The sequence below is a fragment of the uncultured Senegalimassilia sp. genome, from assembly GCF_934630535.1.
GTDB lineage: Bacteria > Actinomycetota > Coriobacteriia > Coriobacteriales > Eggerthellaceae > Senegalimassilia.
In genome coordinates this window covers 156,990-176,835 of sequence record NZ_CAKTVU010000004.1, presented here as the reverse complement: position 1 = coordinate 176,835, position 19,846 = coordinate 156,990, and the positions used below count along the sequence as shown (strand labels likewise).

Here is a 19,846-nt window from a genome sequence, read left to right as displayed (position 1 = left end):
GCGAAAGCACTGGATTGGGCGGCTACTTGCGCAGCCCCTTCACGTTCATGCAGCGCATGGCGTTGAGGATGGCAAGGATCGCCACGCCCACGTCGGCGAACACCGCCAGCCACATGTTCGCGATGCCGACTGCGGCAAGCACGAGCACGGCCAGCTTCACGCCCAATGCGAACACGATGTTTTGCCACACGATGCGCATGGTGCGCCGTGCCAGGCGGATGGCGCGCGAGATGTTGGAGGGCTTGTCGTCCATGAGCACCACGTCGGCGGCCTCGATGGCGGCGTCCGAGCCCATCGCTCCCATGGCGATGCCCACGTCGGCGCGGGTGAGCACCGGGGCGTCGTTGATGCCGTCGCCCACGAATGCCAGGTTCTCGCCATCTTTCTGCTCGGCCAGCAGGCGCTCGACCTGGGCGACCTTGTCGGCAGGCAGCAGCTGTGCGTGGAACTCGTCGATGCCCAGCTGCTTGGAAACGGCTTGCGCGACTTCGGCGCGGTCGCCGGTGAGCATGACCGTTTTGCGCACGCCTGCGTCGTGGAGGCGCTTGATGGCCTCGGCGGCGTCGTCTTTCACCACATCGGCGATGACGATGTGCCCGGCGTAGCCGCCATCGATGGAGACGTGCAGGATGGTGCCGGTCAGTTCGCAATCATGATAGCTCGTGCCGTTGGCGTTCATGAGCTTGTCGTTGCCGACCAGCACCACATGTTCGTCGATCACGGCGGCCACGCCATGGCCCGCTTCCTCGCGCACGTCATGGATGCGTTCCTGATCGATCTTGCCGGAATAGGCTTCCTTGACCGACAGCGCGATGGGGTGGTCCGAATAGGATTCCGCATGCGCCGCATAGCTTAGCAGGTAGTCGGGGTCCACATCCTTTTCGGCGTGAACCGCCACCACGTTGAAGGTGCCGTTGGTCAGCGTGCCGGTTTTGTCGAACACCACGGTATCCACCTTGGCAAGCGCCTCGAGATAGTTGCTGCCTTTGACCAACACTCCCAGCTTGCTCGCGCCGCCGATGCCGCCGAAGAAGGACAGCGGCACGCTGATGACCAGCGCGCACGGGCAGCTGACCACCAGGAACGTGAGGCCGCGCAAGATCCAATCGCTCCAGGCGCCCATGCCCACAAGCGGCGGCACGATGGCAAGCAGCAGGGCAAGCCCTGTGACGGTGGGGGTGTAGTAGCGGGCGAAGCGGGTGATGAAGTTCTCGGTGCGAGCCTTCTTCTCCGCTGCGTTTTCCACGAGCTCCAGGATGCGGCTGACCGTGGACTCGCCGAAGGGCTTTTCCGTGCGGACGCGCAGAAGGCCAGTCATGTTCACGCAGCCGCTGATGACGTCCATGCCGGCTTCCACGTGGCGCGGAACGGATTCGCCGGTAAGTGCCGCAGTGTCAAGCTGACTTGCGCCTTCGATGACGGTGCCGTCGATGGGCACGCGTTCGCCGGGCTTCACCACGATGACGTCGCCGATGGCCACTTCTGCGGGGTCTACTTGCACAAGCTCGCCGTTGCGCTCGATGTTGGCGTAATCGGGGGCGATATCCATCATGGATGCGATGGATTTGCGCGATTTGCCCACGGCATAGCTTTGGAACAGCTCGCCGACCTGGTAAAACAGCATTACCGCGCAACCTTCGGCCATCGAAGGCTCCGCGTCGGGGAACGCGATCATGGCGAATGCGCCGATCGTGGCGATGGCCATGAGCAGGTTCTCGTCGAACACCTGGCCGTTTTTGATGTTGCTGGCAGCGCGGAGCAGCACATCGTGTCCGGCGATCAGATAGGGAACCAGGTACAAGGCGAACAGGAGATAGACCGCAGCCGCTTCGCTTCCGAGCAGGTCGGCGAGCGGCAACAGGTGTTCGCCGACGAAGATGATGGCGAACAAGGCCAGCGCCACCAAGATGCGGTTGCGCCACTTTCGTTGCTTTTTGTTCATGGTCGTGATTCTTTCTCGGCGGCGTCGCGCCCGGCTTTGTTAACGAACGATGTCGCAGTCGGGCTCGAACTTGTGGGCGACCTTTTGAGCCTCGTCGACGATCTGCTCGAAGCGGGCGTCATCGGCGTCGATCATAAGCTTCTGGGTCATGAAGGTGACCTTGGCGTCGTTCACGCCTTCGATCTGCTTGATTCCCGCCTCGATCTTCGCTCCGCAGTTGGCGCAGTCGAGCTCGTCGAGTTTGAACGTCTTACGCATGATGGTTCCTTTCGTTTAGTGGATGAGGGCGAATGGTTTCGGGCGCGTGCCCGGCTATTCGCAGATATGGGTCATGCCTTGCGCAAGCATGGTGTACACGTGGTCGTCCGATAGGGAATAGATGACGGATTTGCCGTCGCGCTGGAACTTCACCAGGTGAGCTTGCTTGAGCTGGCGTAGCTGATGGGATACCGCAGATTGCGTGGCGCCGATGGCCTCGGCAAGCTCGCTTACGGACATGGCGCGTGCCATCAGGGCGAACAGTATTTTGATGCGCGTGGTATCGGCGAACACCTTGAACAGGTCCGCCAAATCGTAGAGCAGCTCCTCGTCGGGCATGGTATCGAAGCGTTGCTGCGTTTCCTGGCGGTTGCATCCGCAGGGGCAATCGTCGGTCTGCGATTTTTGGGTTGGCAGGGCGTCAGCGGGGGCGCACCGATGTTCGGTTTCCATGATCGATGGCTGGTCGGCTGCTGCTGCGCCGCTTTGCCTCGAGTGCAACGTGGACGCGGACATCTCCTCGTTTGCCATGGTTGCGATCCTTTCAGCTAACTGCTAAACATATGAGCAACTGTTCATAAGTATAGTCTGCAGCGCATGCTTGTCAACTGGTTTTGCGATTTCGCAAAACCGACCTGCGTTCACGTTGCGTATTAAGTTTCATAACGTAAACCTTTTGCTTGACTATACCCCTTGGGGGCATATACTGAGCATGATATACATGCCCTATGGGGGTATATGCGAGTCGCTGCATGTCCCCTTGGTCCGCTCCGATTGGAAGGATGCTTCATGAGCGAAGATTCGCCCGCAAGCCAGGGTGCGCAAAAGGCTTGCTGTTGCCACCATAAGGCAACGCCTCGCAGCGTGCAGATGCAAGAAGACCTGCAAAAACGCCTGAACCGCGTGATAGGCCAGCTCAACGGCGTGAAAACGATGATCGACGACAATCGTTATTGCGGCGACGTGCTCATGCAGCTCTCCGCCGCCGAAAGCGCCGTGCACAGCATTTCCGCCATCTTGCTGCAAAATCACCTGGAAACCTGCGTGGTCGAGCAAATCGAGAAGGGCAATACGCAGATCATCGATGAAGCCATGCAGCTCATTAAGAAATTCGCGCGGTAAGCGCCGGAAGAAGGGTAAACATGAAACGTACATTCGACGTGACCGGCATGACATGCGCCGCATGCTCGGCGCGTGTCGAGAAGGCCGCGGCAAACGTCCCGGGCGTCGCCTCGGTGATGGTGAACCTGCTGAAGAACAGCATGGAAGTGGATTTCGACGGCGAAGATTCCACCTTAGCCGCCATTTCCGCGGCAGTCGAGAAAGCGGGCTACGGTGCATATCCGCGGCCTGAGGCGGGTTCTGCGCCTAGCGGCGCGCAGCTGCCTGCTCGACCGGTGAACGATTCCGCCGCTGAAGCGAAGCGGGTGCGCATGCGCCTCATCGTGAGCTTCAGCTTCACCATCCCGTTGTTCTATCTGTCGATGGGTCACATGTTCGGCTGGCCGCTGCCCGGGGTGTTTCTTGGTCATGAGAACATGCTCACGTTCGCATTCACCCAGTTCCTGCTGTTGCTGCCCGTCATCTTCGTGAACTTCAAGTTCTTCCACGTGGGCTTCAAGACGCTTGCCCATGGCGCCCCGAACATGGATTCGCTCATCGCGCTCGGCTCCGCCGCATCCACCATATACGGCATCGCGGCCATCTACCGCATCGGTTGGGGCATGGGACACGGGGATATCGATTTCGCGCATGCGGCCGCTATGGACCTGTATTTCGAATCCGCTGCCATGATCTTGACGCTCATCACGCTCGGCAAGTACTTCGAGGCGCGGGCGAAGGGCAAGACCACCGACGCCATCACCAAGCTTATGGATTTGACGCCGAAGGAAGCTGCGCGCCGCACGCCGGACGGCGGCGTTGAGCAGGTGCCGGTCGAACAGGTGCGCGTCGGCGATATGCTCGTGGTCAAAGCTGGTCAGAGCGTGCCCGTCGACGGCATCGTCATCGAAGGCGACGGCGTGGTGGACGAGTCGGTCATCACCGGCGAAAGCGTGCCGGTCGGCAAGCATGCCGGCGACGCCGTCACGGGAGCAACCCTGAACAAGTCCGGGTGGTTCGTCATGCGGGCGGACCGCGTAGGCGCCGACACCACGCTTGCGGGCATCATCCGCCTTGTCGATGAGGCAACCTCCACAAAGGCTCCCATCGAGAAGATCGCGGACAAGATCGCGGGCGTGTTCGTCCCCGTCGTCATCGTCATCGCCATCGCTGCGTTCGCCGTTTGGATGGTCCTGTCCGCCGATGTGTCCACTGCGCTCACGCATGCCATCTCCGTGCTTGTGATCAGCTGTCCTTGCGCGCTCGGCCTTGCGACGCCTACGGCTATCATGGTGGGTACCGGCCGCGGGGCCGCCAGCGGCATCTTGGTGAAGTCGGCCGAAGCGCTCGAGGTGGCCCACGACGTCAAGACGGTCGTGTTCGACAAGACGGGCACGATTACCACCGGCAAACCCGTGGTCACCGATGTCGTGCGCGCAGGCGGTGCGGGCGAACAGGGGCTCGCAAGCCTTGCGCTTTCCATCGAGCAGCGCAGCGAGCATCCGCTTGCGCAGGCCGTTGCGGCATGGGCCGAAGCCGCCGGTGCGCAGGTGCAACCGGTCGAGGCGTTCGAGCAGGTTGCCGGCGGCGGCGTGCGCGCAAACGTTGGCGGGGCTTGCGCGCTGGCGGGCAATGCCAGGCTCATGCAGCAGGCGGGGGTGGACATCTCCGCGCTCGAATCGCGCGCCCAAGAGCTTGCAGACCAGGGGAAAACGCCCTTGTATTTCGCCTGCTCGGGCAAGGTGTGCGGTCTTGTCGCCGTCGCCGATACCGTCAAGCCTTCGAGCGCTGCGGCTATCGAGGAGCTGCGCGCCATGGGGCTGCGAACCGTCATGCTCACGGGCGATAACGAGCGAACGGCGCAGGCTATCCAGCGTCAGGTCGGCGTCGATGAGGTGATAGCCGGGGTGCTCCCGCAGGATAAGGAGCGCGAGATCCGCCGCCTGTCCGAGCAAGGCCGCGTCACCATGGTCGGCGACGGCATCAACGATGCCCCGGCGCTTGCGCGCGCCGATGTGGGCATCGCCATCGGTGCTGGCACCGATATCGCCATCGAGAGCGCCGATGTGGTGCTCATGCGCTCCGACGTTCTGGACGTGCCCGCCGCCATCCAGCTGTCGCGCTCCACGCTGCGCAACATCAAGCAGAACCTGTTCTGGGCCTTGATCTACAATGCGGTGTGTATCCCGGTGGCTGCCGGCGTGTTCTCGTTCGCGGGTTTCACGCTCAATCCCATGATCGCAGCGGCAGCTATGAGCTGCTCGAGCGTATGCGTCGTCTCGAATGCGCTGCGTCTGCGTTCGTGGAAGCCCCGCTTCTGCTCGGGTGCGGCGCAGCAGCTGGTTGCAAAGCAAGGGGAACCGAATGAGGAAGCTGCGGATACAAGCGTATTCGAGCAGGATATCCAGGCAATCGATGCGGGTGCGCCCGCAGATGAGGAGGTCATCATGGAAAAGAAGCTTACCGTCGAGGGAATGATGTGCCCGCATTGCGTCGCCCATGTGAAGAAGGCGCTCGAGGGGGTCGAGGGCGTGTCGGAGGCCGTCGTCGACCTTGATGCAGGCACGGCTGTTGCGAAGCTCACCGACGCGGTGGAGGATGCCGCGCTCGTAGATGCGGTCGTCGACGCCGGTTACGAGGTGAAGGGCATCGAGTAGGCCGATCATTTCGCGTTCGGAAAAGCTGCGGCGCCGCCGTTGCATCGGGTTTTGCGTTCCGGTGCGCCGGCGGCGCCGCTTGCGTTCGACGTATCAGCGTCCCGCGACGATCTGCCGCAAAACGGCGATGAACCGTTCGTTGTCCGACCTGGTGCGCACGCTCACGCAAAAATGGCTGCCGGGCGCAACGCCGGGCGTGCGGTCGAGCGTGCGAACCGGGAAGCCCCGCCTTTGCAGCTTGCGCACCAGGTCGGGGGTATCGGCGGCTCCTAGATGCATGGAACGCCCTGGGGCGAACGAGCACATCACGTAATTCGCCTCAGCCGGATAGATGCTGATACCGGGGACCAAGCTCAACATGCACTGCATCCAGGGTATCTCGGTCTCAAGCACCTCGCGCGCCTGCTCAAGGTGATGATCGGGCGCTGCCAGCTTCAGCAGGCGAGCGCTCAACGCGGCGGATGCCGGGCGCTTGATCAGCTGCGAAATGCGGGCGGCCACGGCTGGGTGCGCCAATGCGCACGATAGGGGCATGCCGGGCAACGAGAACGTGTCGGTAAGCGACCGGATGACGATGAGGTTCGAGTGCTCGGCAAGCATGCTCGCCGCAGATTCGCCGCCAAGCGTCAGGTCTATCCCGCGCTCATCCACAATCACCCATGTGCAGGCTTGCAGGTAATCGAGCAGCGTCTGCCGAGCCAGCAGCCGGCTGGTGGGGAAGGCGGGGTTGGCGAGCATGGCCGCGTCGAAGGTCAGGCCCATGCGATGGACCGCCTGCGGCTCGGGAACCACGAACCCGTCGGGGCCGGGTATCTCCACGATACGATGCCCGGCGGTCCCCAGGCATCGCTCGTAAGCGGCGCGCGAGGGCACGGGAACGGCAACGGTGCGCGGTTCGAAGGAGTTCGCCACGGCTGCTAGCGCATCGGTTGCGGAAGCGCCTACTGCCACGCAATCAGGGCTCACGCCGTACCTTTTCGCCAATAGCACGGGAATCTGGGCTTGCGCCGCATGCTCCTCTTCGGGCGTGATGGGGTTTCTGGTCAAGAGGTTCAGTGCCGGGCCGAACGCTTCGGGCATGCCGAGCGGGTTGAGCGTCTGCGAGAAATCAAGCCATTCGATGATGGCGACTTCAGAATCGGGCAGCATATCGGGAGCTGCCGGTGCGGGAGCGAGGGCGCCCCACCCGGTGGTGCGAAGGCGTCCGTTCACATCGTCCAAAGCGCCCTCCTTGCGTTGCTGCCCGATATCGCGATAAAGCCGAACGCATATAGTAGCACAGCGTTTCGCGCTCCGCGCACCGTGGTAAACTGGAACGCATGATCGATTCGAGCGAACATGAGGGCGTGCTGCCTTTGGAGGCATGGGAAGGGCCGGCAATCCTGCTGGTCGACCTTGACGCGTTCTTCGCCTCCGTCGAGCAGCTCGACCATCCCGGATGGCGCGGCAAGCCCGTCATCGTCGGGGGAAGCGCCGACAAGCACGGCGTGGTATCCACGGCCTCCTATGAAGCGCGCGAGTTCGGCGTCCATTCGGCCATGCCCGCGGTAACGGCGCGCAAGCTTTGTCCGCAGGCCATCTGGGCCGCGGGCAGGTTCGACCGGTATAAGCAGGTCAGCAACCAGGTTATGTCCATCTTGAACGACGAGACGCCGCTCGTGCAGCAAGTCAGCATCGATGAGGCCTTCCTTGACGTCACCCCCACGCGAACCAACAGGGAGCACCCCGTTGCCGTGGCGCGGCGCATCCAGCAGCGGGTCGAGCAGCTCGGCGTCACGTGCTCGGTAGGCGTGGGAACCTCCAAGACGGTTGCGAAGATCGCCTCCGATATGGACAAGCCTCGCGGCCTCACCGTCGTCTACCCGGGGACCGAGCGCACGTTTCTCGATCCGCTTCCCGTGCGCAGCATGAGCGGTATCGGCGCCGCCGCCGAGCAACGGCTCAAAAGCCATGGGGTGGAAACGCTTGGGCAGCTGGTGTGCGAGGGTCCGGCGCGCCTTGAGCGTCTGTTCGGGAAGAACGGGCGCGTCATGTACATGCGCGCCTGCGGCCTAGATGACTCTCCCATTCAACAGCATGCGCCGGTGAAATCGGTATCGAACGAGGTCACGTTCGCAAACGACCTTCGCATGCGCGAGGATATCGAGGCGGCCATCAGCACACAAGCGGCGAAAGTGGGCAGACGGCTGCGAGCCAAAGGCTTGTGTGGATCGACCATCGGCCTGCGCCTTCGGTATCCCGACAGGTCAAGCCGATCGGTCCAGCGCAGGCTTCCCCGGCCGACCGACGATGAGCTGCTGTTCGCCCCCGAGCTGTGCGGCATGCTTGGCGAGCTTTGGGAACCTGGCGTCTCGGTGCGCCTTATCGGGGTGTCCGTCTCCGGGTTTTCCGAATCGGAAGGCGTGCAAGAGAGCCTCTTCGATGTGAAGCAGGTCGCCCCGATCAAAGGCGATGCAACGCCGCGCATCCAAGACGAATCGAAGCGACGCGGTTTGCTTGCGGCAACCGACCTGGTGAAAGATCGCTTCGGGGAAGGGGCGGTCCGCTTTGGTCACGAGTTGCGCAATGCCGGCAACACCACCGGCACTGCCGCCAAGAATCCCGCTGATTACAAGTAATCCCAGTAATCCTGGATGAGCTCTTGCCTGTTCGCCTTTTGCGCTTTCTTCAGGATATTGTGAACATGTACCTTCACGGTTCCCGGTGCGAGCGACAGCTCTGCTGCGATGTTCTGGTTGTCTTTGCCCAGCAGCACCAGGCGCAAGATCTCGGTTTCGCGGGGCGTGAGCTTATGGGATGCCGCGTACGGAACCAAGTTGTGATCGATATACGTTTCCACCTGCTCGCCTCCTTGCGTGGGAGGTTCGCTGTGGCGCACGGAAAGATACGTCAACGAAGAGCGTAGCGCCACGAACTCGCAGACCAAGGCGAGCAGGTTCTCGGCGAAGTTACGTTCCGGGAAGAAGCCTAAGGGGACATCGATGTGCCCAGGTCCGACCATCAGCAAGAGGAAAACGTTCTCGGCGACCACGGCTAACAGCAACACCCAAAGCAGCACGTAGAATTTTGGGAAGCGGCTCAATCGAAGCCGTTGCTGCTCGTCATCGGTAGTGATGTATTTGAATGCCGCGAAAAACAGTATCCAGGCGATGAACACCTCGCGCAGGGAATAGAACACGAACATGTGCACATACCCTTGCGGAAGCAGCAGCGTCACACCAAGGCTGGCCCCGACGAACAGGTACGCGGGACCGAACCTCACTACAATGGAATCCTCTTCCACGTACGCGCATACCATCAACCAAAACGACATGAGCGTAGCGCAGCCGAAGATGATGGAAAAAGCCGGATCCCCGATGAAGAACGCCTCATGGGACACCGCCGGTGATGAGGCCATCACGTAATCGTCGCGGAATACCAGCAAGCAGTCGCAGTAATACATGAAAAAGCCCACGAAGCAGTACAGTTGGACTTTGTTGCGCGAAACCAAATAGGAGGCCAGGCAGCATGCCGAGGTCAAAATCGCGCACACCTGCATGGCGATCGAGTAATAAAACAGGAACATGCTTGAATCCACAGCACATCGCTTTCATTTTGGTTATGGGTCCCAGTCTGAGCGAGCTCAGTATACGCTAAATCTCCCAAACAAGGAAACGCCTGATGAAAGGCATATATACCCGGTTTATACCTACGTCTATACCCACGTTTCCTCTGGCGGTATATGCCTAAACCTGGCAATGATGTGGTCAGCCCGAACAAGACGGGCGCAAGTCGCTCGCAACCTAAGCGAACTGAGCCAAGCAGGGCGCGCAAGTTGCGACAACGCTACACCGGACGGGGGTCCGGAACTCCATGAAAGGGGGGGGGTGCATATGTCTACCGAGGCCGCTGCCGTCGACTCCGCAGGCGGGCCCGTGGTGAAGGAGAAGAAGAGGAAGAAGCTTAGTTTCCCGACAGCGTTCACCATCTTGTTCGTCTTGACCATCATCGCGGTTATCGCAACGTGGTTCGTGCCGGCAGGACAGTACGCGAAGCTTCAGTACGTGGCCGATTCCAATGTGCTCACGGTCACAAGCCCGCAAGGTGAGATCAGCGAAGTGCCCGCTACGCAAGACGAGCTCGACCAGCTCGGCGTGCAGATCGACATCGAGCAGTTCACCGGCGGGTCCATCACGAAGGCCATTTCGATCCCGGGCACCTATGAGCAGCTTCAGGCTCAGCCCAAGGGTGCAGCCGACATCACGCAGGCAATGGTATCCGGTACGATCGACGGCGTCGACATCATGGTGTTCATCCTGGTGCTCGGCGGTCTGATCGGCGTGGTGAACGCAACCGGAGCGTTCGAATCCGGTCTGATGGCTTTAACGAAAAAGACCAAGGGACATGAGTTCCTGCTCGTGTTCATGGTCGCCCTGCTCATGGTCCTCGGTGGCACCTCGTGCGGCCTTGAAGAGGAGGCTGTGGCCTTCTACCCGATCCTGGTACCGGTATTCCTAGCGCTTGGATACGACTCCATCGTATGCGTCGGCGCTATCTTCCTGGCCGGTTCCATGGGCACCACGTTCTCCACGATCAACCCGTTCAGCGTCGTTATCGCCTCGAACGCGGCGGGCATCAACTTCATGGAGGGCTTCGAGTGGCGCGTCGGCGGCTGCATCGTGGGTGCCATCGTGGTCATCAGCTACCTGTACTGGTACTGCAAGAAGATCAAGGCAAATCCCGAGGCTTCCTACACCTACGAGGATCGCGAGCATTTCGCTCAGCTGTTCAGCGTTGAACGCGGCGAGACCGCCGCTGCCCACGCAGAGGGCTTCAGCCTGCGCAAGAAGGCCATCCTGGTGCTGTTCATCGCCGCCTTCGTCCTGATGGTGTACGGCGTCATGAACCTGCACTGGTGGTTCCCGCAGATGGCCGCCATGTTCCTGGCCATCTCGATCATCATCATGTTCATCTCGGGTACCGACGAGAAGACCGTGGTGAACGCGTTCATCAACGGCGCATCCTCGCTGGTCGGCGTTTCCCTGATCATCGGCCTTGCCCGCGGCATCAACCTGATCATGGAAGAAGGTCTGATCTCCGACACGCTCCTGTTCTGGTCCTCCAACGCGGTTCAGGGTATGGCGGGTCCGGCGTTCATCCTGATCATGATGCTGCTGTTCTTCCTGCTCGGCTTCGTGGTCCCGTCCTCCTCCGGCCTGGCCGTTCTGGCAATGCCCATTATGGCCCCCCTCGCCGATACGGTCGGCATCGATCGCTACTCCATCGTCTGCGCTTATCAGTGGGGTCAGTACGCGATGCTCTACCTCGCACCTACCGGCTTGGTTTTGGCAACCCTTACCATGTTGGATATGAAGTACTCCAAGTGGTTCAAGTTCGTGTGGCCCATCGTGGTGTTCACCTTGGTGTTCGGCGGTATCCTCCTGTGCGCGCAGGTCATGCTCGCATAATGCCGCAAACATACTCCTTATGAAAAAGGCTCCCTGCGGGGAGCCTTTTTCATGCTGCGTAAACGGGTAGAGCGTTGGAGCCGGGAGGGCAGGTTGCCTTAGTCGCGGCTTGAGGCCAGGAAGAACAGCGCCATGGTGCCGGGGCCGGAATGCGCTCCGATGACGGGGTCGACGTAGTTGATGCGCACGTCCTTGACGCCGAAACGCTCGCGGATCTTGCCTTCGAGCCACTTCGCGTCGTCGATGCAATCGCCGTGGGTGATGAACACCGTCTGCTCGGCGATCGGCGCGTTGCCGGAGCGTTCCATGTGGTCGAGCAGCGCGGTCAACGATTTCTTGCGCCCGCGCACCTTCTCCAAGGGGATGAGGTGCCCCTCGTCGTCCACGTGCATGACCGGCTTGATGTTGAGCAGCGTGCCGGCCCAGGCGCTCGTTTTCGAGACGCGGCCGCCGCGCCACAGAAACATCAGGTCGTCGACGGTGAACCAATGGGCGAGGTGCAGCTTGTTGGCCTCGGTCCAATCGCGCACCGCTTCGATGTCCTCGCCCTGCTCGGCGCGCTGGCACGCATGCCATACCAACAGGCCCTGTCCGCCCGATGCCGAAAGCGTGTCCACCGTCAGCAGCTTGCGCTGCGGATATTCCTCGCGCAATTGCTGCGCTAGAAGCTCCGTTGCCTCGTAGGTACCCGACAAGCCGCTCGAAAAGCCCAGGTACAGGATGTCCCTGCCCTGGTCGAGCAGGCTGCGGAACAGCTTCTCGGTGTCGGCGAGGTTGGGAAGCGAGGTGCGGAACACCTTGCCCTCGCGCATCATGGTGTAAAACTGAGACAAATCGGTTTTCCGGCCTTTGAGATAGCTGCGGTATACCGTGTCGTCCCCATCGGCCATGAACGTCAGCGGGAGCACGTGCAGCTCGAAGCGGTCGATGGTCTCCTCGGTAAGGTTGCAACAAGAGTCGGTAACTATCTCGAAGCTTCGGTTCATGATCATGCCTTTCCTTGCAGCTATTCGTCCATGGGACGCGACGTCGCGACACCCTGAGGTTGGGTGCGGATTGCGGCGCAACTCCCCGTATTCGGCGTATATGTCCACAACAGTATAACCTTCTGAAGCCATATCGTTGCATAACCGCAATGAACGGTACCGCGTTTTCTCTGAGTGCTTTTTCGGAATGTGGCCTGCGCGCGCTTCGTCGCCATCCGTTTCCTATATACTAAACGGGTTTATAAGCAAGGGCGGCATGTTCCGCCTGGGCATAGTTAGGCAAAAGGAAGGCGCGAACTCGTGGCGAACACGTACAAGAACACCATGAATCTCCCGCAGACGGATTTCCCGATGCGAGGCAACCTGCCGGCGTCCGAGCCGAAAAGGCTTGAGAAGTGGGAGCAGGAGCACATCTACGAAAAGGTTCTCGAGAAGAACAAGGACGGCAAGCCCTTCGTTTTGCATGATGGCCCGCCTTATGCCAACGGCCCTATCCACATCGGCCACGCCTTCAACAAGGTGCTGAAGGACTTCGTGAACAAAAGCCACGCCCAGCGCGGGTATTTCACCCCGTATGTGCCGGGTTGGGACTGTCATGGCCAGCCGATCGAGCACATGGTCGAGGTCACCTTGGGTCCTGACAAGATGAAGGAAACGCCCCAGCCTGAGCTGCGCCGCCTTTGTCGCGAGTGGGCAACGAAATACGTCGGCATCCAGCGCGACGGCTTCAAGCGCCTTGGCGTCAACGCCGACTGGGAGCATCCTTATCTCACGTATATCCCCAACTTCGAGGCGGGCAACGTCGAGATCTTCCGTGACATGTACCTTAAGGGCCAGGTCTACCGCGGCCGCAAGCCCATCCATTGGTGCAAGAAGTGCCACACGGCCCTGGCCGAGGCTGAAATCGAATATTCCGACGAGGTTTCGCCGTCCGTTTACGTGAAGTTCAAGCTTGACGCCATGCCCGGCATCTTCGAGGCAGCCGGCGCCACCGGCGATGCCTACGTCCTCATCTGGACCACCACGCCGTGGACCCTTCCGGCCAACGCCGCCGTGTGCCTGATGCCCGACGCCGAATACGTCATGGTCCAGGTCGACGGCTGCAACGTCATCTTCGCCAAGGAGCTCGTCGAGCAGGTCGCCGAGATTGCCGGCTGGGAGGATTATGCGCTCGTGTGCGGCCAGGACGGCCAGCCCATCTCCCTTAAGGGCACCGAGCTGTGCGGCCTTACCTACACCTGCCCCATCCGCCAAGACCTCAAGGGCAAGATCATCTACGGCGACCACGTCACGCTCGATTCCGGCACCGGCTGCGTCCATACCGCCCCGGGCCATGGCCAGGACGACTACCTGGTGGGCTTGCAGTTCGATATCCCCATCCTCATGCCCGTCGACGACAACGGCGTGCTCACCGAGGATGCCGGCCCGTTCGCCGGGCTTGATACCGACGACGCCAACCCTGTCATCATCGATTGGCTGCGCGAGCAGGGCACGCTCGTGGCTGCACGCAAGATCAGCCACAGCTACCCGCATTGCTGGCGTTGCCATGAGCCCGTCATCTTCCGCGCCACCGACCAGTGGTTCGTCTCCATGGAGGAGAACGGCCTGCGCGGCAAGGCCATGGACGCCATCGAGCGCGATGTGACCTTCTATCCCGCCTGGGCCGTCAACCGCATCGGTTCCATGGTGTCGGATCGTCCGGACTGGTGCATCTCGCGTCAGCGCAGCTGGGGCGTGCCCATCCCCGTGTTCAAGTGCGCCAAGTGCGGCGAGACCGTTGCCAACGAGGCTACGTTCGACGCCGTCATCAAGCTGTTCTACGAAGAGGGCGCCGACGCCTGGTTCACCAAGAAGCCCAGCGAATATCTGCCGCACGGCACGCACTGCGAGAAGTGCGGCTGCACCGAGCTTATTCCGGAAAAGGACATCCTCGATGTGTGGTGGGAGTCCGGCGTCACGCACACCAGCGTGCTCAAGCACCGCGCTGACGAGGGCCTGACGTTCCCGGCCGATATGTATCTGGAAGGTTCCGACCAGCATCGCGGTTGGTTCCAGTCCAGCCTGCTCACCAGCGTGGGCGCATATGGCTGCGCACCGTATAAGAACATCCTGTCCTGCGGCTTCACCGTCGACGAGCAGGGTCGCAAGATGTCCAAGTCCCTGGGCAACGGCGTCGACCCGGCGGATGTCACCAGCAAGTGGGGCGCCGATGTTCTGCGCCTGTGGGTGGCATCGGCCGATTACGCGCAGGACGTGTCCATTTCCGACAACATCTTGAAGCAGGTCTCCGACGCGTATCGCCGTTTCCGCAACACGTTCCGCTTCCTGCTGGGCAACCTGTCCGATTTCGACGATCAGGCGAACGCGATCTCCAACTGGCACGACCTTGAGCCCATCGACCAGTACATGATGGCCAAGACCGCCCAGCTGCTTGCCGACGTCGAGCAGGCCTACGACAGCTTCAAGTTCAACGGCGTCTACCGCGCGGTGTACGACTTCGTCAACGATCTGTCCAGCGTCTACATGGACGTCACGAAGGACCGCCTGTACTCCGAGTCGCCCGACAGCCCGCGTCGTCGTGCCGTGCAGACGGTGCTATTCAACATCTTGGAAGTGCTCGTGCGCGTGCTTTCGCCCATCCTGTCGTTCACGGCCGATGAGGTGTGGGAGTGCTATCCCGAGGCCATGCGCAACCGCGAGGGCCGCGTGGGCAACGTACAGCTGGCAGGCTGGCCGCACCGCTCCGATTTCGTGCCCGCGCTTCCCGGCAAGCTTGCCGAAGAAAAGGTGCTCGCCGCTTTCGGCAACGCCCTTGAGGTTCGCGACGTGGTCACCAAGGCGCTCGAGGACGCCCGCGGCGCCAAGGTCATCAACAAGAGCCAGGAAGCCACCGTTTCGGTGACCGCTCCGCAGGCAACCCTCGATGCGCTTTTCGCCTTCGATGCCTCCGTGTTCGAGGAGCTGTTCATCGTGTCCGGCGTGGCGTTCGCCGCAGGCGAGGAGCTTGCATGCGAGGTCAAGCCCGCCGAGGGCGATAAGTGCCCGCGTTGCTGGAACTACCGCGAGCTTGGCGGAAATGCCAACCACCCCGATGTGTGCCAGCGCTGCGGCGATGCCCTTGACGCCATCGGCTTCACCGAGGAGTAAACGGTTTGACCCAGCATGAACCTACGATCATCGCTGGAAGCGAAGGGGCCGACGCAGGATGCGCCGGCCCCGCGCCTTCGGTGCGCTCCCAGGCGCTTCGTCTTGGGGCGATGGGCGTTTTGGCCCTTTGCTGGATCGCCCTGGACCAGGCGGTCAAGTTCGGCATGAACGCCCATGTCGCGGGCAGCGTCCTGTCCGACCCCATAGCGGGGTTGTTCAGCCTTCATCTAGTCCACAACACCGGCGGCGCTTGGAGCATGTTCTCGGGCGCCACGGCTGCTCTGGGCGTGTTCTCCATCGTCATGTGCGCAGCGTTAGCGGCGTTCGCGGTATACGAGCGCGCCCGCATCAGCTGGCCCGAGCTCATCGGGCTAGGTCTTGTCATCGGCGGGGGGATAGGCAACGCCATCGATCGGTTCGCCTTGGGCTACGTGGTGGACTTCGTCGACCTTGCCTTCATCGATTTCCCCGTGTTCAACATCGCCGATATCGGCGTGACGTGCGGATTGGCCTTGTTCCTGATCTCTTGGATCGTCCGTGAAAGCCAGCATAAGGAGGTGCGCTAGATGGGTGCGTTGAAAAGCTATACCGCCTGCGCCGATGATGCCGGTTCGCGCATCGATGCCGTGTTGGCGGCGCGCGGGCTGTATCCAAGCCGCAGCGCGGCGGCCCGGGCTGTGGAAGATGGCGCTGTGTACGTTAACGGCGCCACCGTTGCCAAGAAGCATTCGCTGTGCGCCGGCGATACGGTGGTGTACGAGGTGCCCGATGCCCCTGAGCAGGGCCCCGTGCAGGGCCAGGCCATCCCGCTCGACATCCGCTACGAGGACGATGACGTGCTCGTCATCTCCAAGCAGGCGGGGTTGGTTTGCCATCCGTCGGTCGATCACGCCGATGGCACGTTGGTCAACGCCTTGGTCTACCATTGCGGAGTCGAGCATCTGTGCAACGTTCAGGGCGAAAGCGATCGCCCCGGCATCGTGCATCGCCTTGACCGAGACACCACGGGCCTTATGCTGGCCGCAAAAAACGATGCCGCCGGTTTGGCGCTTATGGCCGATATCCGCGACCGTGCGGTCGATCGCCGCTATCTTGCGCTCGTGCACGGCGTCATCCCGCACGATACCGGCATAATCGATGCGCCTATCGCGCGTTCCCTCAACGAGCGCACGCGCATGGCTGTCCGCGAGTGCCCTTCAGCTCGAGACGCCCTTACCACCTTCCGCGTGCTCGAGCGCTTCGAGCATGGTCCGCGTGACAACGGCTACACCCTTATCGACTGCAAGCTGTACACGGGCAGGACCCATCAGATTCGCGTTCATATGCAGTATGCGAAGCATCCGCTGGTGGGCGATCCGGTGTACAACTCCGGCGCGCCTAAGGATGCCGATGCCAACTTCGGTTTGGACCGTCAGTTCCTGCATTCCTTCCAGGTCGGGTTCACGCAGCCTATGACGGGCGAGGACCTGTTCTTTGCCGATAATCTCACCGATGATCTTGCGGCGGTGCTCGATAAACTTGCTTCTCGCAGCTGCGGTCGTACCGAAGCGGGCAGGGAAGTGTTCGAGATGCTGGCCGAGGCCCCGCATCCGACGGCTCCGGTACACCATCTGGAGGATTTCGGCATCCTATAGTATTTGGTAACGTGCTTTCCGTAAGGCGCGTTATCTCAGGCGGCTTTAGAGGCCGCCTTCTTATTGCAGATGAAGTTTGGAGATGCTATCTATGACGGCATGTGAGAACCCACGTATCGGCGTGTTGCTCGCGAACACGGGCACGCCGAAAAGCCCTGAACCGCATGATGTGCGCAGGTATTTGGGGAGGTTCTTGATGGATGAGCGCATACGGCCGATGGCCAAGGCGCCCTGGTGGTTGATCCTGCACCTGTTCATCCTGCCTGCGCGTTCGGTGAAGTCCGGGAAGAAATACGAGAAGATCTGGACGGAAGCCGGGTCGCCATTCGATGTTGAACATGCCAAGCTTCGGGTGCTGCTCGAGCAGCACCTGCACAGCGAGGGCATGGATGTGCGCGTTCAGGTGGGGCAAAGCTATGGCGAGGACACAATCGGCGATGCCCTTGCTGCGCTTCGCGAACAAGGCTGCGCGAAGGTGATCGTGCTCCCGCTCTACCCGCAAAGCGCGCATTCCACCACGCTGAGCGTCAAGGATGGCGTTGCCGCGGCCATGACGGAGCTGTCGTGGCAGGCTCCGGTGACGTTTGTGGAGTCCTATGGCATGGATAGCGCTTATATCGAAGCCGTCGCGCACGCCGTTTCGGCTGCGGGCTTTGATGCGCAGGCGGGCGACAGGCTGCTGTTCAACTACCACTCCATTCCTATCAAGGACATCGAGCAGGGCGATACCTACGAGCCCCAGACCGGTGCAACCGCCTTGGCGGTGGCGGGGAAGCTTCACCTTGACCGTACGCAATGGACCATCGGCTATAACTGCCGATTCGACAAAAGCCGAGAATGGCTTCAGCCTTTCACGCGCGGGGTTCTTGAGCGTTGGGCACGCGCGCGGCAGGGTCGGGTCTTCATGGTTTGCCCAAATTTCGCCGTAGATTGCCTGGAAACCCTTTATGATATCGATTACGAGTTGGTGCCCTGGTACCGTCAGGCGGTTGAGGAAGCCGGACGTTCGTACGAGGGGAGCGAATTCGTGTATGTTCCGTGCCTCAATGGCACGCCGATGCATGCTTCGGTGCTTGCGCATGTGCTGGCGCCGTATCTAACCGGGAAGGATCATCATGAGTAGCGAGGCTGCAAAACCTCAGAAAACCGTGCTGCTGGGCGTCTCCGGCGGCATCGCCGCATACAAATCCTGTGAGATCGTCCGCGGCCTTCAAAAGGCCGGGGTCCGCGTGAAGGTGTGCATGACCGAGCATGCCACGCACTTCGTCGATCCCGTCACCTTCCGATCGCTTACCCATGAGAAAGTGGCGGTCGACCTGTTCGACGATCCCACCGACCCGATCCACCACATCTCGCTTGCCGAGGAGGCGGATGCTTTCGTCATCGCGCCTTGCACGGCGAACGTTCTCGCGAAGCTTGCCAACGGCATCGCCGATGACCTTCTCACCACCACGGCCCTTGCATGCACCGCGCCGCTCGTGCTGGCGCCCGCTATGAACGTGCACATGTACGAGGCCGCCGCCACCCGATACAACATCGGCAAGCTCGGCATCCGCGGCGCCGTGTTCGTCGAGGCGGACGAGGGTTATCTGGCCTGCGGCGATGTTGGACGCGGTCGTTTGGCCGACCCTGCCGCCATCGTCGCGCGCACGCTCGAGGTTTTGGGAGTGAAGCAGGACCTCGAGGGCAAGCACGTCATGATCACCGCCGGGCCTACCGTCGAGCCTATCGACCCGGTGCGCTATATCTCCAACCGCTCAAGCGGCAAGACGGGCTACGCCATCGCGCGTGCTGCCCGCCGTCGCGGCGCCGAGGTCACGTTGATCTCCGGTCCCGTCTCCATTCCCGCACCCACGGATGTTCGTGTGGTGAACGTGAAGACCGCGCTTGAGATGCTGCAGGCTTGCGAAGAGGTGTTCCCTTCGGCGGATATCGCGTTGTTCTCCGCGGCCGTTGCCGATATGCGTCCGGCTCATGCCGCCGATCACAAGCTGAAGAAGGGCGCGGCCGATGCCGACCTAGGCACCATCCAGTTGGTTGAGAACCCGGATATCCTTGCCACGCTCGGGGCCAAGAAGATGCCGCATCAGGTTGTGGTGGGATTCGCCGCCGAAACCGACAACGTCATCGCCAACGCCCAGGCGAAGCTGGTGAAGAAGAACGCCGATGTCATCGTCGCGAATCGCGTGGGCGAGGGGCTGGCGTTCGGGACCGACGATAATGCGGTGTGCTTCGTGGATGCCGATGAGGTCGACGAGCAGCCCAGCATGCCCAAGGATAAGCTGGCGGACGTGATCCTCGATCATGCGCTGGAGTACCTGCGTTAGGATCCGGTGCGCCTTCGCCATGCGTGCAGGTCGAACGTTTTTCGCGATTCGCAAAAAAGTTTGAAATTACCCCTTGCGCGCTTTCCTGGTTTTGGTATTATAAACGAGCTGCTTCGGACAGCAGCAAATTGAAAGTTCGGGTTGTGGCGCAGTTTGGTAGCGCACTTGACTGGGGGTCAAGGGGTCGCAGGTTCAAATCCTGTCAACCCGACCAGCTTACACAAGCGGGTCTCATGATTACTTGAGACCCGCTTTTTTATTCGCGTCATGTTCTCTCGGGTTCGCGCATGCGCTTCCGTGCTTGCTGCTGTCTCGGCATTTGCGTTGCGGCTAAACGTCGTGCGCAA

General features: G+C 61.3%; 15 protein-coding genes and 1 tRNA gene. 10 read left to right on the top strand and 6 right to left on the bottom strand.

From position 1 onward, the window contains the following. Window positions 1-22 precede the first annotated feature (22 nt). The 3 genes from Q0D52_RS04340 to Q0D52_RS04330 are packed head-to-tail and all read right to left on the bottom strand — an operon-like array spanning window position 23 to window position 2,539. On the bottom strand, window positions 23-1,942 hold the full coding sequence (locus tag Q0D52_RS04340) for a heavy metal translocating P-type ATPase (protein WP_294380398.1): 1,920 nt from the start codon (window positions 1,940-1,942) through the stop codon (window positions 23-25). A 39-nt stretch (window positions 1,943-1,981) separates the two neighbouring features. Continuing rightward, window positions 1,982-2,200: a cation transporter gene (locus Q0D52_RS04335; protein WP_294162730.1), complete on the bottom strand. Its 219-nt coding sequence runs from the start codon at window positions 2,198-2,200 to the stop codon at window positions 1,982-1,984. 54 nt (window positions 2,201-2,254) lie between these two features. Beyond that, entirely contained in the window at window positions 2,255-2,539 is a 285-nt protein-coding gene (locus Q0D52_RS04330; RefSeq protein WP_294380433.1) for a metalloregulator ArsR/SmtB family transcription factor, read from the bottom strand. A gap of 450 nt (window positions 2,540-2,989) precedes the next feature. On the opposite strand from Q0D52_RS04330, the gene Q0D52_RS04325 reads away from it, so the two are divergent. Then, window positions 2,990-3,322 carry a metal-sensing transcriptional repressor gene (locus tag Q0D52_RS04325; protein ID WP_294362429.1) on the top strand — a complete coding sequence of 111 codons (333 nt, stop codon included), beginning with the start codon at window positions 2,990-2,992 and terminating at the stop codon, window positions 3,320-3,322. Between the two features lie 20 nt (window positions 3,323-3,342). After that, window positions 3,343-5,958, top strand: a complete 2,616-nt coding sequence (locus tag Q0D52_RS04320) for a heavy metal translocating P-type ATPase (RefSeq protein WP_294380397.1) — start codon at window positions 3,343-3,345, stop codon at window positions 5,956-5,958. Window positions 5,959-6,051: 93 nt separating this feature from the next. Here the strand turns inward: Q0D52_RS04320 and Q0D52_RS04315 are convergent, their stop codons facing one another. Further along, complete coding sequence (locus tag Q0D52_RS04315) at window positions 6,052-7,170, bottom strand: aminotransferase class I/II-fold pyridoxal phosphate-dependent enzyme (RefSeq protein WP_294380431.1); 1,119 nt, start codon at window positions 7,168-7,170, stop codon at window positions 6,052-6,054. Window positions 7,171-7,277: 107 nt separating this feature from the next. Here Q0D52_RS04315 and dinB point away from each other — a divergent pair, with 107 nt between their 5' ends. Further along, window positions 7,278-8,576 carry a DNA polymerase IV gene (gene dinB / locus Q0D52_RS04310; RefSeq protein WP_294380395.1) on the top strand — a complete coding sequence of 433 codons (1,299 nt, stop codon included), beginning with the start codon at window positions 7,278-7,280 and terminating at the stop codon, window positions 8,574-8,576. Here the strand turns inward: dinB and Q0D52_RS04305 are convergent. Further along, window positions 8,567-9,535: a helix-turn-helix transcriptional regulator gene (locus Q0D52_RS04305; RefSeq protein ID WP_294380392.1), complete on the bottom strand. Its 969-nt coding sequence runs from the start codon at window positions 9,533-9,535 to the stop codon at window positions 8,567-8,569. The two genes, dinB and Q0D52_RS04305, sit on opposite strands and share 10 nt — an antisense overlap. Window positions 9,536-9,830: 295 nt before the next feature. Here Q0D52_RS04305 and Q0D52_RS04300 point away from each other — a divergent pair, with 295 nt between their 5' ends. After that, complete coding sequence (locus Q0D52_RS04300) at window positions 9,831-11,405, top strand: YfcC family protein (protein WP_294362441.1); 1,575 nt, start codon at window positions 9,831-9,833, stop codon at window positions 11,403-11,405. A 98-nt stretch (window positions 11,406-11,503) separates the two neighbouring features. Here Q0D52_RS04300 and Q0D52_RS04295 read toward each other — a convergent pair whose 3' ends face one another. Beyond that, window positions 11,504-12,397 carry a DegV family protein gene (locus Q0D52_RS04295; RefSeq protein ID WP_294362443.1) on the bottom strand — a complete coding sequence of 298 codons (894 nt, stop codon included), beginning with the start codon at window positions 12,395-12,397 and terminating at the stop codon, window positions 11,504-11,506. Window positions 12,398-12,691: 294 nt separating this feature from the next. Between Q0D52_RS04295 and ileS the strand changes: the two genes are divergently transcribed. The 6 genes from ileS to Q0D52_RS04265 all read left to right on the top strand — a co-directional run bounded on the left by ileS (window position 12,692) and on the right by Q0D52_RS04265 (window position 19,713). Then, window positions 12,692-15,538, top strand: a complete 2,847-nt coding sequence (gene ileS / locus Q0D52_RS04290; RefSeq protein ID WP_294380390.1) for an isoleucine--tRNA ligase — start codon at window positions 12,692-12,694, stop codon at window positions 15,536-15,538. 5 nt (window positions 15,539-15,543) lie between these two features. Next, window positions 15,544-16,104, top strand: coding sequence for a signal peptidase II (gene lspA / locus Q0D52_RS04285; RefSeq protein ID WP_294380388.1), 561 nt, complete (start codon window positions 15,544-15,546; stop codon window positions 16,102-16,104). Then, entirely contained in the window at window positions 16,105-17,172 is a 1,068-nt protein-coding gene (locus Q0D52_RS04280; RefSeq protein WP_294380386.1) for an RluA family pseudouridine synthase, read from the top strand. 91 nt (window positions 17,173-17,263) lie between these two features. Further along, complete coding sequence (gene hemH, locus Q0D52_RS04275) at window positions 17,264-18,295, top strand: ferrochelatase (RefSeq protein WP_294362451.1); 1,032 nt, start codon at window positions 17,264-17,266, stop codon at window positions 18,293-18,295. Further along, window positions 18,288-19,499: a bifunctional phosphopantothenoylcysteine decarboxylase/phosphopantothenate--cysteine ligase CoaBC gene (gene coaBC / locus Q0D52_RS04270; RefSeq protein WP_294380384.1), complete on the top strand. Its 1,212-nt coding sequence runs from the start codon at window positions 18,288-18,290 to the stop codon at window positions 19,497-19,499. The genes hemH and coaBC overlap by 8 nt, the downstream gene beginning before the upstream one ends. Window positions 19,500-19,636: 137 nt before the next feature. Further along, a tRNA-Pro gene (locus tag Q0D52_RS04265) sits at window positions 19,637-19,713 on the top strand. The last annotated feature ends 133 nt before the right edge of the window (window positions 19,714-19,846 follow it).

What these genes read in the sequence shown, in the direction of transcription:
- Q0D52_RS04340 (WP_294380398.1), bottom strand. Translation starts at nt 1,942, where the DNA reads ATGAACAAAAAGCAACGAAAGTGGCGCAACCGCATCTTGGTGGCGCTG.
- Q0D52_RS04335 (WP_294162730.1), bottom strand. Translation starts at nt 2,200, where the DNA reads ATGCGTAAGACGTTCAAACTCGACGAGCTCGACTGCGCCAACTGCGGA.
- Q0D52_RS04330 (WP_294380433.1), bottom strand. Translation starts at nt 2,539, where the DNA reads ATGCCCGACGAGGAGCTGCTCTACGATTTGGCGGACCTGTTCAAGGTG.
- Q0D52_RS04325 (WP_294362429.1), top strand. Translation starts at nt 2,990, where the DNA reads ATGAGCGAAGATTCGCCCGCAAGCCAGGGTGCGCAAAAGGCTTGCTGT.
- Q0D52_RS04320 (WP_294380397.1), top strand. Translation starts at nt 3,343, where the DNA reads ATGAAACGTACATTCGACGTGACCGGCATGACATGCGCCGCATGCTCG.
- dinB (WP_294380395.1), top strand. Translation starts at nt 7,278, where the DNA reads ATGATCGATTCGAGCGAACATGAGGGCGTGCTGCCTTTGGAGGCATGG.
- Q0D52_RS04300 (WP_294362441.1), top strand. Translation starts at nt 9,831, where the DNA reads ATGTCTACCGAGGCCGCTGCCGTCGACTCCGCAGGCGGGCCCGTGGTG.
- Q0D52_RS04295 (WP_294362443.1), bottom strand. Translation starts at nt 12,397, where the DNA reads ATGATCATGAACCGAAGCTTCGAGATAGTTACCGACTCTTGTTGCAAC.
- Q0D52_RS04280 (WP_294380386.1), top strand. Translation starts at nt 16,105, where the DNA reads ATGGGTGCGTTGAAAAGCTATACCGCCTGCGCCGATGATGCCGGTTCG.
- hemH (WP_294362451.1), top strand. Translation starts at nt 17,264, where the DNA reads ATGACGGCATGTGAGAACCCACGTATCGGCGTGTTGCTCGCGAACACG.
- coaBC (WP_294380384.1), top strand. Translation starts at nt 18,288, where the DNA reads ATGAGTAGCGAGGCTGCAAAACCTCAGAAAACCGTGCTGCTGGGCGTC.